This window comes from Rhizobium sp. YJ-22 (assembly GCF_029601685.1).
In the GTDB taxonomy this organism is placed as follows: domain Bacteria; phylum Pseudomonadota; class Alphaproteobacteria; order Rhizobiales; family Rhizobiaceae; genus Metarhizobium.
Genome location: NZ_JARRIR010000004.1, coordinates 166764 through 180605 on the forward strand (window position 1 = coordinate 166764; position 13842 = coordinate 180605).

Annotated in this window: 10 protein-coding genes; 4 read left to right on the forward strand and 6 right to left on the reverse strand. The window is 63.6% G+C overall.

Translation table 11 applies throughout. The annotated features are described in order from the left end of the window. Nucleotides 1-187: 187 nt before the first annotated feature. From P7F60_RS11375 to P7F60_RS11385, 3 genes are all read left to right on the forward strand, one after another. On the forward strand, nucleotides 188-2065 hold the full coding sequence (locus P7F60_RS11375; protein ID WP_277917840.1) for an extracellular solute-binding protein: 1878 nt from the start codon (nucleotides 188-190) through the stop codon (nucleotides 2063-2065). 93 nt (nucleotides 2066-2158) lie between these two features. Beyond that, nucleotides 2159-2830 (forward strand): DsbA family protein, encoded by a 672-nt coding sequence (locus tag P7F60_RS11380; protein ID WP_277917841.1) that lies wholly within the window; start codon nucleotides 2159-2161, stop codon nucleotides 2828-2830. A 126-nt stretch (nucleotides 2831-2956) separates the two neighbouring features. Beyond that, a complete protein-coding gene (locus P7F60_RS11385) occupies nucleotides 2957-3889 on the forward strand; it encodes an EamA family transporter (protein ID WP_277917842.1) in 933 nt (310 codons plus the stop codon). 1 nt (nucleotide 3890) lies between these two features. On the opposite strand, the gene P7F60_RS11390 is transcribed toward P7F60_RS11385, so the two are convergent. From P7F60_RS11390 to P7F60_RS11400, 3 genes are read right to left on the reverse strand one after another with little or no spacing between them, the layout of a single operon-like run. Then, entirely contained in the window at nucleotides 3891-4361 is a 471-nt protein-coding gene (locus tag P7F60_RS11390) for an OsmC family protein (protein WP_277917843.1), read from the reverse strand. A 60-nt stretch (nucleotides 4362-4421) separates the two neighbouring features. Continuing rightward, on the reverse strand, nucleotides 4422-7928 hold the full coding sequence (mfd, locus tag P7F60_RS11395; protein ID WP_277917844.1) for a transcription-repair coupling factor: 3507 nt from the start codon (nucleotides 7926-7928) through the stop codon (nucleotides 4422-4424). Beyond that, nucleotides 7925-8242, reverse strand: coding sequence for a succinate dehydrogenase assembly factor 2 (locus P7F60_RS11400; RefSeq protein ID WP_277917845.1), 318 nt, complete (start codon nucleotides 8240-8242; stop codon nucleotides 7925-7927). The genes mfd and P7F60_RS11400 overlap by 4 nt, the downstream gene beginning before the upstream one ends. A gap of 446 nt (nucleotides 8243-8688) precedes the next feature. On the opposite strand from P7F60_RS11400, the gene recG reads away from it, so the two are divergent. Next, on the forward strand, nucleotides 8689-10794 hold the full coding sequence (recG, locus tag P7F60_RS11405; protein ID WP_277917846.1) for an ATP-dependent DNA helicase RecG: 2106 nt from the start codon (nucleotides 8689-8691) through the stop codon (nucleotides 10792-10794). Between the two features lie 9 nt (nucleotides 10795-10803). Here recG and P7F60_RS11410 read toward each other — a convergent pair whose 3' ends face one another. Genes P7F60_RS11410 through glmS form a run of 3 tightly spaced genes read right to left on the reverse strand, consistent with a single transcriptional unit; the run spans nucleotide 10804 to nucleotide 13814 of the window. Continuing rightward, a complete protein-coding gene (locus P7F60_RS11410) occupies nucleotides 10804-11472 on the reverse strand; it encodes a DUF502 domain-containing protein (RefSeq protein WP_277917847.1) in 669 nt (222 codons plus the stop codon). Nucleotides 11473-11496: 24 nt separating this feature from the next. After that, the gene (locus tag P7F60_RS11415) at nucleotides 11497-11991 is read right to left on the reverse strand and encodes an N-acetyltransferase (protein WP_277917848.1); all 495 of its coding nucleotides are present in this window, start codon (nucleotides 11989-11991) and stop codon (nucleotides 11497-11499) included. Then, nucleotides 11988-13814 carry a glutamine--fructose-6-phosphate transaminase (isomerizing) gene (gene glmS, locus P7F60_RS11420; protein WP_277917849.1) on the reverse strand — a complete coding sequence of 609 codons (1827 nt, stop codon included), beginning with the start codon at nucleotides 13812-13814 and terminating at the stop codon, nucleotides 11988-11990. The genes P7F60_RS11415 and glmS overlap by 4 nt, the downstream gene beginning before the upstream one ends. Nucleotides 13815-13842: the final 28 nt, after the last annotated feature.

A 13842-nucleotide genomic window follows, 5' to 3' on the forward strand; every position in this document is an offset into this window, starting at 1 on the left:
CGATCCTGGCACCCTGTTACATCGCAGCGCAGCGGATATCCAGCTTTTCTTTGAACTCCACCGCGTTCAACGTGAGATTTTTGATGTTCGACGCCTCGAAATAGCCTTATGGCGCGGCAGTTTAAGCTTCGCATAAACCCTGGAGCGACATGCAGCCGGTGGCAACCGAGTAGAGACATGCGCTAACATGCCGCCTACAAGGATTCGGGAAGGCCGCCGCCCTGCCCGGACAGCAGATCAAAGGAACGTCTCTCCGGTGCGCCGTCTCTTCGCCATAGCCCTCGTCTCCCTCCTTTTCTGGAGCCCGCTTGCCGCCGAACCGCTGCATGGCATCGCCATGCATGGAGACGTGTCGTTGCCCAGGGATTATGCGCATTTCCCTTACGTCAATCCCGAGGTCAAGAAGGGCGGCCGGATCACCTACGGCGTCGTCGGCACCTTCGACAATCTCAACCCCTTCATCCTGAAGAGCATGCGCACCACGGCGCGCGGCATGTGGGATCCGCAATTCGGCAACATGATGTTCGAATCGCTGATGACCCGCTCCGCCGACGAGCCCTTCTCGCTCTATGGTTTGCTGGCCGAAACCGTGGAATGGGACGAGGCGCGCAGTTTCATCCAGTTCAACCTCGATCCGCGCGCACACTGGTCGGACGGAAAGCCGGTGACGCCGGAGGATGTGATCTTCACCTTCGAGCTGCTGCGCGACAAGGGCCGCACGCCCTTCAGCCGGCGCATGGAGGCAGTCGCCAAGCTGGAAAAGGTCGGGGAGCGCTCGGTACGCTTCACCTTCAACGACAAGGCAGACCGCGAGACGCCATTGATCATCGCCGCCTACACGCCCGTGCTGCCGAAACATGCGACCGTCCCTGAAAGCTTCGAGCAATCGACGCTGGCGCCGCCAATCGGTTCAGGCCCCTACAGGATCAAGTCGATCAATCCCGGCGAGCGCATCGTCTACCGGCGCGATCCGAACTATTGGGGCAAGGACATCCCGTCCAAAGTCGGTTTCGACAATTACGACGAGATCGCGGTGGAATATTTTCTGCAGGAAAGCACGCTGTTCGAGGCCTTCAAGAAGGGCGAGGTCGATATCTATCCCGAAGGCAATCCCAGCCATTGGGACCGGGCCTATGATTTCCCCGCGGTCGCCTCTGGCAAAGTGATCAAGGACGTATTCAAGCCGAAACTGCCAACCGGCATGCTCGGCTTCGTCTTCAACACCCGCCGCCCCTATTTCGCCGATGCCCGGCTGCGCAAGGGCCTGTCGCTGGTGTTCGATTTCGAATGGGCAAACCGCAACCTGTTCGAAAATGCCTATACCCGCACCCAGAGCTACTGGCAGAATTCCGACCTTTCCAGCCTCGGCGTGCCGGCCAGTCCGCTGGAGCGCGAGATGATGGGCGACATCACCGCACGCATCGATCCCGCCGTGCTGGACGGCAGCTATCGGCTGCCGGTGACCGATGGGTCGGGTCGGGACCGAAAGGTGCTGAAACAGGCCGTCGACCTGCTGAAGCAGGCCGGCTATTCGATCCGGGGCGGCCAGATGGTCGATGCCAAGGGAACGCCGCTCGCCTTCGAGATCATGACCCAAAATGCCGATCAGGAGAAGCTGGCGCTCGCCTATCAGCGCTCGCTCCGGGCCTTGGGCATCGCGCTGACGGTGCGTACCGTCGATGATTCGCAATATCAGAACCGGACGATCGCCTTCAATTTCGACATGGTGATGAAAAGCTTCACCTCCTCGCTGTCACCGGGCATCGAGCAGGTGTCGCGCTGGGGGTCGCTTGCCCGCGACAGGCAGGGGAGCGAGAACTACGCCGGAACCGCCGATCCCGATATCGACAGGCTGATCAACAACATGCTGACCGCCCGCACGGCCGAAAGCTTCCAGGCGGCGGTGCGTTCCTTCGACCGGATGCTGATTTCAGGCAGCTATTTCGTACCGCTTTATCATCTCGGCGAACAATGGATCGCCCGTCACAAGACCATCGGAAGACCCGACACCCTGCCGCTCTACGGTTATCAACTCCAGACCTGGTGGGATGCGCGGGCACAATAGAAGACGGTTCCCTTCCGGTAACCGGTTGAACGGATGCCGTCGGGCGCATACATGGTCTGAAACCGGCCAGCAGCGCGAAAGGACTCACAGCCCATGGAAACCATCACCATCGACATCGTTTCGGACGTGGTCTGCCCCTGGTGCTATCTCGGCAAGGCGCGGTTGGAAAAGGCGCTCAGCGAGGTCGCCGGCGACATCGAGGCCGAGATCAACTGGCGGCCCTATCAGCTCAATCCCGATTACCCGGCGGAAGGGGTCGATCAGCAGACGACGCTGGCGGCAAAACTCGGCGGCAAGGAAAACATGGATCGCGCCCACCAGACGCTGACGCATCTGGGCGAAGAGGTCGGCATCCATTTCAATTTCGACGCCATCAAGATCGGTCCCAACACGATGGATGCGCATCGCCTGCTGCTCTGGGCGCATACCGAGGGCCACGAGATGCAAAATACCGTCGCCGGCCTGCTGTTCAAGGCGAATTTCGAGGAAGGCCGCAATGTCGGCGATCATGCCGTACTGCTCGACATCGCCGAACAGGCGGGCCTTAACCGCGCCGTCATCGCGAAGCTTCTGGAATCGGACGCGGATCGCGACATGATCGAGAAAGAAATAGAGCAATCGCGCCGCATGGGCGTCAGCGGCGTGCCCTTCTTCGTCTTCGAGCAGAAATATGCCGTCAGCGGCGCCCAGACGCCGGAGCTTCTCGTCGGCGCGCTGCGCGACATCGCCCGCATGAAGGCCGAGGCCCGCGCCAAGGCCAACTGACACCCGCGAAATCGGATGACGACTCGCGCCGGAAACGCTAAGAGAGCCATTCTTTTCCAGCGTTTTTCCGGCGGCTGCATCGCGCGGCCGGTATCGGCGGCGCTTTCTGCCATCGGAGTGTCACCCGTGTCCACAGACCAGCGTCTGAAGGGCGTCGTGCTCGGCTTTGCCGCCTTCGCCGCCTTTTCGTTCAGTGATGCCAGCATCAAGCTGATCGAAGGCGCGCTTTCGCCCTATGAAACCGCGTTTTTCGGCGCCGTCTTCGGCCTGGTTGCCATGCCGTTCCTGGTGAAGAAGGGCGACCGCTGGAGCGACGTGGTGCGCTCCACCAACCGGCCGCTCTGGCTGCTGCGCTTCGCCTGCGCCGCCTCCGGCGCCATCGGCAGCGTCGTCGCCTTCACGCATCTGAGCATGGCGGAAGCCTTCGCGCTGATCTTCCTGCTGCCCTCCTTCGTCACCATCATGTCGGTGGTGTTTCTCAAGGAGGTCGTCGGCATCCGCCGCTGGCTGGCGGTGCTGGTCGGCTTCCTCGGCGTGCTGGTGGTGCTGCGGCCCGGCTTTCGCGAATTGTCCATCGGCCATCTCGGCGCGATCGTTGGCGGCTTCAGCGGCGCGATCTCCATCGTCATCTTCCGGGCCATGGGGCCGAAGGAAAAGAACATCTCGCTCTACGGCGCCGGCGTCTTCGGCTGGATGGCGATCAGCGCGGCGCTGATGGTGCCGGGTTTCATCTGGCCGACGCCGGAACAATGGCTCTATCTCGCCGGCTTCGGCCTGCTGGCGGCGCTCGCCAACGTGCTGATGATGTATGCCGCGACCTATGTCGAGGCGGGGATCATCGGCCCGATCCAGTATAGTCAGATGCTATGGGCGATCCTGCTCGGCTATCTCGCCTTCGGCGACGGCGTCGACATGCCGACCTGGGCCGGCATCGTGCTGATCGTCGGCTCGGGCCTGATGACGCTGGTGCGCGAGCGCAAGCGCGGCACGCGCCTGCCCCCGCCCCTCGGCGCCGATGCGCAGGCGGCCGTCGCCGTCACGCCCCAGGAAGACAAATAGCTTATGCGAGGCGCGGGCGCAGCCTGATCTGCGTCAGCACCGAATTGGCGATGAAGCAGGCCTCGTGCGCCTCATGATGCAAGGCCTCGTGGCGCGCCTTGTCGATGGGCGTCTCCGGCGAAAACCGCACCTCCGGCTGCAACGTCACCTCGATCATCGCAAGCTTGCCCTCGGCATTGCGCGCCATGATGCCTTCGGCCATGTCCTCATAGGCATCGATGCGGAAGCCGGCCTTGGCGGCAATCGAGAGGAACCACAGCATATGGCAGGAGGAGAGCGAGGCGACGAAGGCCTCCTCCGGATCGACGGCGGCTTCCACCGAGAGCGGCAGCGGCACGACATGTTTCGACGACGAGGCCGGCACGCTGATATTGCCGTCGAAATGCCAGACATGGGCGCGCGAATAGCGGTTGTCGACGAAATCCTCACCCTCGCCCCGCTTCCAGTCGATCGTCACCGTGTAGGTCGCCATTTCGTCTCACTCCATTCTCAAGTCGATTCGCACTGTCCGATATACCGGCGGCACTGACCATCACTTTTTGTCGAGAAGCCCCGCAAGCTGGGTCATGACCGTGGCCGCGCCCGCCAGCCGCTTCTCCGGCGTCGGCAGGTCGCGGCTGAGGAAGACGCTGTGATCCGGGCGGATCTTCGCCATCGTTCCCTGCTTGGCGATATAGCCGACCAGCGCCGCCGGATCGGGGAATTCGCGGTTGCGGAACTGCACGACGACGCCCTTCGGCCCGGCCTCCAGCTTCTCGACATTGGCCTTGCGGCACAGCGACTTGACGTAGACGATCTTCAGCAGGTGCTGCACCTCGATGGGCAGAGGCCCGAAGCGGTCGATCATCTCCGCGCCGAAACCGTCGATATCGCGCAGTTCGGTGATTTCGCCGAGGCGGCGATAGAGGCCCATGCGCAGATGCAGGTCGGGCACGTAATCGTCGGGGATCATCACCGGCGTGCCGACCGAGATCTGCGGCGACCAGCCGCTGTCGACGATGTCGTCGTCGCCCTTCACCTCGGCCACCGCCTCCTCCAGCATCTGCTGGTAAAGCTCGAAGCCGACTTCCTTGATATGGCCGGATTGCTCCTCGCCGAGCAGGTTGCCGGCCCCGCGGATGTCGAGGTCGTGGCTGGCGAGCTGGAAGCCGGCGCCCAGCGTATCCAGCGATTGCAGCACCTTGAGACGCCGCTCTGCGCCCGTGGTCAGCACCTTGTTGACCGGCAGCGTCAGCAGCGCGAAGGCGCGCACCTTGGAGCGGCCGACACGGCCACGGATCTGGTAAAGCTGCGCCAGGCCGAACATATCGGCGCGGTGGACGATCAGCGTATTGGCGGTGGGCACGTCGAGGCCGGATTCGACGATGGTGGTCGAGAGCAGCACATCGTATTTGCCGTCATAGAAAGCATTCATGATGTCTTCCAGCTCGCCCGCCGCCATCTGGCCATGGGCGATGGCGACCTTCAGTTCCGGCACGTCCGATTGCAGGAAAGCCTGGATATCGGCGAGATCCGAGAGGCGCGGGCAGACGTAAAAACTCTGGCCGCCGCGATAATGCTCGCGCATCAGCGTCTCGCGGATCACAAGCGGATCGAAGGGCGAGATGAAGGTGCGCACCGCCATGCGGTCCACCGGCGGCGTGGTGATCAACGACAGCTCGCGCACGCCGGTCATCGCCAGCTGCAGGGTGCGCGGGATCGGCGTCGCCGAGAGCGTCAACACATGGACGTCGCTCTTCAGCTCCTTCAGCCGCTCCTTGTGCTTAACGCCGAAATGCTGCTCCTCGTCGATGATCAGCAGGCCGAGATTGGCGAAGTTGATGCCGGAGCCGAGCAGCGCATGGGTGCCGACCACCACATCCACCTTGCCATCGGCGACTTCCTTCTTGGTCTGCGACAGCTCCTTGGAGCCGACGAGGCGCGAAGCCTGGGCGATGCGGATTGGAAAGCCGCGCAGGCGCTCGGAGAAAGTCTTGAAATGCTGGCGGGCAAGCAGCGTTGTCGGCACGACGACGGCCACCTGCACGCCGTTCATGGCGGCGACGAAGGCGGCGCGCAGCGCCACTTCCGTCTTGCCAAAGCCGACATCACCGCAGACGAGGCGATCCATCGGCCGCCCGGCGCCGAGATCGTCGCGTACCGAATCGATGGCGGTCATCTGGTCGTCGGTCTCGTCATAGGGGAAGCGGGCGGCGAATTCGTCATAGAGCCCGTCCGGCGCGGCCAGCACCGGCGCGTGGCGCATCATGCGCTCGGCGGCGATGCGGATCAGGCCGTCGGCCATGTCCAGCAGCTTTTTCTTGAGCTTGGCCTTGCGCATCTGCCATGCGCCGCCGCCCAGCTTGTCGAGTTGCACCTCGGTGCCCTCACCACCGTAGCGCGACAGCAGGTCGATGTTTTCGACCGGCAGGAACAGTTTGGCGTCGTCGGCATATAACAGCTCAAGGCAGGCGTGGGGGGCACCCGCCGCCTCGATGGTCCTCAGGCCGATGAAGCGGCCGATGCCGTGCTCGGCATGGACGACGATGGAACCCTCGTCCAGACCGGCGACCTCGGCGATGAAATCCGCCCCGCGCTTGCGGCGCTTGGCGCGGCGCACCATGCGGTCGCCCAGAATATCCTGCTCGCCGATGACGACGAGATCGCCGGATTCGAAGCCGGATTCGATGCTCAGCACGGTCGAGGCCGCCTCGCCCTTGTCGAGCTTAGACAAATCCTTCAGCGCCTTGACCGGCTTGATGCGCTCCAGCCCGTGTTCGTTCAGCACCTGCAGCAAGCGGTCGAGCGAGCCTTCCGACCAGCCCGAGATCAACACCTTGCGGCCCTTGGCGCGGCGCTCGCCGATATGCTTGACGGCGAGGTCGAAGACGTTGATGCGCTCGCCGCTTTCCGCCTCGCTCGCGGTCTTCGCCCAGCGCGGGCCGGCATGGGCGTCCACGGTGACGACCTTGCGGTCGACGCCTTCCATCTCGTTGAAGGGCGACAGGCGGATGGCCGCGAACATGTCCAGCGTTTTGCCGAAGGTTTTCGCGTCAAGATAAAGCTGGCCGGGGGAAACGGGCTTGTAGGGCGTGCCCTGCGCCATCTGGCCCTTGCCCTGATGGCCGGAATTCTGCCGCGCCTCGAAGTAATCGAGCACCAGCTTGGAGCGCTCTTCCGCCGCCTCGCGCACCGTATGATCGGTGACGATGAGGAAACCCTTGAGATAATCGAAGGCGGTTTCCAGCTTTTCGTAGAACAGCGGCAGCCAATGCTCCATGCCAGCATAACGGCGGCCTTCGGAGACGGCGACATACAGCGCATCGTCGCGGGTTGCCGCGCCGAACAGCGACAGGTAATTCTTGCGGAAGCGGGAAATCGTATCCGGCGTCAGCGTCACCTCGCTCATCGGGTTGAGATCGAGCGAGCGGGCCTGGCCGGTGGTGCGCTGGCTGGCGGGATCGAAGGTGCGGATTGTTTCAAGCGAATCGCCGAAGAAATCGAGGCGCACCGGCTCTTCCGTGCCCGGCACGAAGACATCGAGAATACCGCCGCGCACGGCAAATTCGCCGACCTCGCGCACGGTGGCGACGCGGTCGAAGCCGTTGCGCTCCAGCCTTGCGGCGATATCGTCCATGCGGATCGTCTGGCCGGGCTTGGCGGAGAAGGCGAGGCTTTCGATGATGTCGCGCGGCGCGATCTTCTGCAGCATCGCATTGACGGTGACCAGCAGGATCGCCGGATGCGGCTTCTTGGCATAGGCGATCAGTCCGGAGAGCGCCGCAAGCCGGCGCGCGGAGACATCGGCGCTGGGCGAGACGCGGTCATAGGGCAAACAATCCCAGGCCGGCAGCGTCATGACCGGGATATCGGGCGCGGCAAACCCTAGCATCTGCTCGATATCGGCCATGCGCTGGCCGTCCGACAGCACATAGGCGACGGGACGGCCGGTGCGCGCCAGTTCGGCGATGAGAAACGGCTCCATGCCCGCCGGCACATTGGCGACGGTCAGCGACGAATCGACGCTCGCAAGCAGCTTCGGATCGAAACCGGGAATCATTCCTTGGTCCTTACCTTTTCGATGAGCACCGGATCGAAATCCGGCCGATAGGCGGCGATGCGGGCGAACATCGGGGTCAGCATATGCTCAGGCGTTTCGGCAGCACCGGTGATCCAGCGCACCAGATCGTTGTCCTCCTCGGCCATGATCCGCTCCAGCTCGTCCAGATCGGCATCGCCGAGAACAGCTATCTCGTCCTCCGCGAACTGGCCGAGAACCAGATCCATCTCACGAATGCCGCGATGCCAGCAGCGATAGAGAATCCGGCGGCGGCGGGGGTCGAGATCGGCGCTCGTGCGGCTGATGCTTGTCATGACGGAAGCTTTCTAACGGAACGGGATGACGATTGTTTCGGCGATGCGGAAGATTTCGCGGACGTAAAGGCCCCCTCATCTGTCCTGTCGGACATCTTCTCCCCGCCGGGGAGAAGAAGAAGGCCGGATGCTTCCGTCCGGTGACATGCAAGGACACCAGAGGAGAATGGCAGCTTTTCCTCATCTCCCCTTCTCGCCAGCGGGGAGAAGGTGCCGGCAGGCGCATGAGGGGGCGCGCGAAGCGCAAATGCCGCCCCGGCGAACAACGTCGGGGATCGGGCGGCAAATCCGGTGGGAAGCGCAGTCTCTGGCATCGTGGCGAATCTTTTTGGCCGCCGCGGCGCGGTTGATGCCGCAGCGTTGAAAGGAGGACAGGGGTATATAGCGGCTGCTTTGGCGATTGTCAGCCTTGCCAAGAGCGCATTTCTCGTCGCATTTTGCCGGGCATGCGCCCTGCTTTGCTCGATCCCCTGTTCGCTTCCGTTTCCTCCCTCCCCGGCGTCGGCCCGAAGCTGGGGGAACTTCTGGCGCGGCTGCTCGGCCGCGAGGATGCCGAGGATGCGCGCGTGCTCGACCTCCTGTTCCATGCGCCGAGTTCCATCGTCGACCGCCGCAACCAGCCGGGCATCGCGCTCGCCCCCGAAGGCGTGATCGTGACCATCACCGGCCGCATCGACCGCCACCAGCCGCCGCCGCCAGGCAAATCCTCGATGCCCTACCGCGTCTTCCTGCATGACCAGACCGGCGAGCTGGCGCTGACCTTCTTTCGCGCCAAGGGCGACTGGCTCAGCAAGGCACTGCCCATCGACGAGACCGTGACCGTCAGCGGCAAGGTCGACTGGTTCAACGGCCGCGCCTCCATGGTCCATCCCGATTACATGGTGAAGGCATCCGAGGCGCAGAACTTGCCGCTGGTCGAGCCGATCTATCCGATGACCGCGGGCCTTTCGTCGAAGGTGCTGCGCAAGGCGATCGACGGGGCGCTGGCCCGCCTGCCGGTGATGCCCGAATGGGCGGACCCGGCGCTGGCTCAGAAACAGGGTTTTCCCGAGGTCGACGAGGCCTTCCGCGCGCTGCATGATCCGCGCGACGAGATGGATATCGATCCGCAGTCTCCGGCGCGGCGGCGGCTTGCCTATGACGAATTCCTGGCTGGGCAGGTATCGCTGTCGCTGGTGCGGCAGAAGCTGCGCAAGGTCGCCGGCCGGCCGGTTCACGCTACGGGAGCGATCAGCAAAAGAATTCTCGCCGCCCTGCCCTTTTCGCCCACCCGCAGCCAGACGGAAGCGGTGGCCGATATCCTCAAGGACATGGCCGGCAACCAGCGCATGCTGCGGCTGCTGCAGGGCGATGTCGGCTCCGGCAAGACGCTGGTGGCGCTGCTCTCCATGGCGGCGGCCGTCGAAAGCGGCGGACAGGCGGTGCTGATGGCCCCGACCGAAATCCTCGCCCGCCAGCATTTTTCGACCATCTCGAAGCTGGCCGACGCCGCCGGCATCACCGTCGACGTGCTGACCGGCCGCACCAAGGGTCGCGAGCGCGAGGCGATCCTCGAACGCATTGCATCCGGCGAAACCCAGATCGTCATCGGCACGCATGCGCTGTTCCAGGATGCCGTCGCCTATCACGACCTCGCGCTCGCCATCGTCGACGAACAGCACCGTTTCGGCGTGCATCAGCGCCTGCGCCTAACCGCCAAGGGCATCTCGCCGCATATGCTTGTCATGACCGCGACGCCGATCCCGCGCACGCTGGTGCTCGCCGCCTTCGGCGACATGGACGTTTCCAAGCTCACCGAAAAGCCGGCCGGCCGCAAGCCGATCCAGACCGTCACCGTACCGACCGAGCGAATCGGCGATATCGTTAGCCGGCTCAAAAGCGCCATTTCCGAGGGCAAGAAGGCCTACTGGATCTGCCCGCTGGTCGAGGAATCGGAGGAATCCGACCTGATGTCGGCGGAGGAGCGCCATGCGACGCTGGCGCAGGTCTTCGGCGCCAATGTCGGCCTCGTGCATGGCCGGATGAGCGGCAGCGAGAAGGATGCCGTGATGCTCGCCTTCAAGAACGGCGAGTTGCGGCTGCTGGTGGCGACGACGGTGGTCGAGGTCGGCGTCGACGTGCCGGATGCGACGATCATGGTCATCGAGCATGCCGAGCGCTTCGGCCTTGCCCAGCTCCACCAGTTGCGCGGCCGCGTCGGGCGCGGCGACGAGGCTTCCACCTGCATCCTGCTCTACAAGGGGCCGCTCAGCGAGACCGGCCATGCGCGGCTGTCGATCCTGCGCGACACGGAAGACGGTTTCGTCATCGCCGAGGAGGATCTGAAGCTGCGCGGCGAAGGCGAGTTGCTCGGCACCCGCCAATCCGGCACGCCGGGTTTCCGCATTGCCAGTCTCGAAGCCCATGGCGACCTGCTGGAAATCGCCCGCAAGGATGCGGCCTATCTGCTGGAAAAGGATCCAGAATTGACGAGCGCCCGAGGCGAAGCGATCCGTACCCTGCTCTATCTGCACCGCCGCGATGAAGCGATCCGTTTCCTCAGGGCCGGATAAATTAGTCGGCTAAGCATCTACTGGCGTTGTCTTCTCGACATAATCGGGCGTGATCAGTCCGCCTGAGATTAGTAGCTTGGCGCCATCCTCTGCGCTCATGTCGAGCACGATGACGTCCTTCTTCGGCACGAACAGCAGGAAGCCGGCGGTCGGCACCGGGGTCGGAGGCAGGAAGACGGTGACCATTTCCTGCCCCAGGCGATCGAAACGGCTGGCGATTTCGCCCTTGGCATCGCCGGCGATGAACACCAGCGACCACAGGCCCGGGCTCGGATACTGGATCAACCCGACCTTCTTGAAGGTGGTCGAACGCTCCTGCAACACGGTCTCGAAAATCTGCTTGATGGAACTGTGGACGGTGCGGACCATCGGTGTGCGCCGCAGGATCGATTCGCCGAAATTGACGATGGAACGGCCGATCAGGTTCTTGCCGAGAAAGCCGATGATGGTGATGAACACCACCGCGATCAGCAGGCCGAAGCCCGGAACGGCGAATTTCAGGTAGCTTTCAGGATTGTAGCGCGCGGGGATATAGGGCTTTACCCAGCTATCCGCCCAGTGAATGAACGTCCAGGTCAGCCAGATGGTAATCGCTATCGGTGCGCAAATGATCAACCCGGTCAGGAAGTTGTTGCGCACCCGCGTGGCGATGCCTTCGCTCTTCGGAGTGTCCGTCATGTGCCGCCCGAACGTTCCGCCGCGTCAACAGTCGAATGCTTCATGATACCGAACATTGCCGCAAGCCATCGGGCCTGACAAGGCAAGCGCCAAAAAATATTGCGGCGCACAACCGGGGAAGACGACGCCCTCCTCGTTGCGGAAGCCGAATTTCTTATAAAACTCCGGGTCGCCCATGACGACGCAGCCCTTCGCACCGGCAGCGGCCAAGCGCTGCAGGCCTTCGCGGATCAGCGCCGAGCCGATGCCCTTGCCCTGCGCTTCCGGGGCAACGGAGACCGGCCCGAGTCCATACCAGTCCGCCGTGCCGTCGTCGATGGACACGGGCGAAAAGGCGATATGGCCGACGACCCCTGCGCCCTCCTCCGCCACCAGCGACAGCGTCAGGGCGTTTTCGGCGCGCAGGCGGGCGACGATGATGTGTTCGGTCTGGTTGCTATGAGGGTGGTCCGCGAAGGCGGCGACGGTCACGGCCTCGATGGCGGCGGCATCCCCAGGCCTTTCGGCGCGCAGCATCATTCGACGGTCACCGACTTGGCGAGGTTGCGGGGCTGATCGACATCCGTGCCCATGAAGACGGCGGTGTGATAGGCGAGCAACTGGATCGGCAGCGAGAAGATCATCGGCGCGATGATCTCGTCGACTTCCGGCAGGACGATGGTGGCGACGGTCGGCAGGGTCGAGGCGGCCGCGCCCTTCTCGTCGGTGATGAAGATGATGCGGCCGCCGCGGGCGGCGACTTCCTGCATGTTCGACACCGTCTTTTCGAAGAAGCGGTCATGCGGGGCGATGACGATGACCGGCATGTTCTCGTCGATCAGGGCGATGGGGCCATGCTTCAGCTCGCCGGCGGCATAGCCTTCGGCATGGATATAGGAGATTTCCTTGAGTTTCAGCGCCCCTTCCATCGCCAGCGGGTAGCTGGTACCGCGACCGATATAGAGCACGTCCTTGCATTTCGACAGCTCGCGCGACAGCGCTTCCATCTGCGGCTGGATGAGGTTCAGCACCCGGCTCATGATGCGAGGCATTTCGGTGAGGTGCCGCACCAGCGTCTTTTCGGTGGCTTCGTCGATGGTGCCACGGGCACGCGCCGCGCCGATGGCGAGCGAGGCAAGCACCGCGAGCTGGCAGGTGAAGGCCTTGGTCGAGGCGACGCCGATTTCCGGGCCGGCGAGGATCGGGAAGATGGCATCGGCCTCGCGCGCGATGGTCGATTCGGTGACGTTGACCACCGCGCCGATCTTCAGCCCCTGCTCCTTGCAATAGCGCAGCGAGGCCAGCGTGTCGGCGGTCTCGCCGGATTGGGAAATGAACAGTGCGGCCTGATCGGGCGATAGCGGCATTTCGCGATAACGGAATTCCGAGGCGACGTCGATTTCCACCGGCAGGCGGGCGTAACGCTCGAACCAGTATTTGCCGATGGAGGCGGCGAGGAAGGCGGTGCCGCAGGCGGACATCGCCAGGCCCGTTACCTTGGAAAAATCGATGGTGCCGCTATCGAAGCGCGCGCGCCGCTCGGCGAAATCGACGTAATGGCTGAGCGCATGGGAAATGACTTCCGGCTGCTCATAAATCTCCTTTTCCATGAAGTGTCGGTGGTTGCCTTTGTCGACCAGATAGGCGGCGGCCTGGGTTATCTGGCGCGGGCGCGAGACCGGGCTACCGCTCAGATCGAAGATGAAGACCCCGTCCTTGCCGACGATGGCCCAGTCGCCATCGTGGAGATAGGTGACCTCGTTGGTGAAGGGCGACAGCGCCACCGCATCCGAGCCGAGATAGACCTCCCCCCGGCCATAGCCGATGGCGAGCGGCGGGCCGGAGCGGGCGGCCATCAGCGTCGACGGATCGTCCTCGAACATCACCGCCAGCGCATAGGCGCCGGTGACGCGCTTCAGCATTTCATGCATGGCCTGGCGACGGCCGAGGCCTTCGCGGCGATAGCGCGCCAGAAGCTGGGCGACGACTTCCGTATCCGTCTGCGTCTCGAAGGTCGCGCCGCCGGCGATCAGTTCCTGCTTGATCTCGGCGAAATTCTCGATGATGCCGTTATGGACGACGGCGACCCCATCGACGAAATGCGGGTGGGCATTGGTCTCGTTCGGCACGCCGTGCGTCGCCCATCGAGTATGAGCAATGCCGATATTGCCGGGAAGCGGCTCCTTCGCCAGCACGCCGCGCAGGTTGACGAGCTTGCCTTCGGCGCGACGCCGGTCCAGCTTGCCCTCATTTATGGTGGCGACGCCGGCGGAATCATAGCCGCGATACTCGAGACGGGTCAGCGCGTCGACAAGGCGCTCCGCCACAGGGCCAGTCCCGACGATCCCGACAATTCCGCACATGCAAGCCTCCTGAAACAGTCCGCATTTT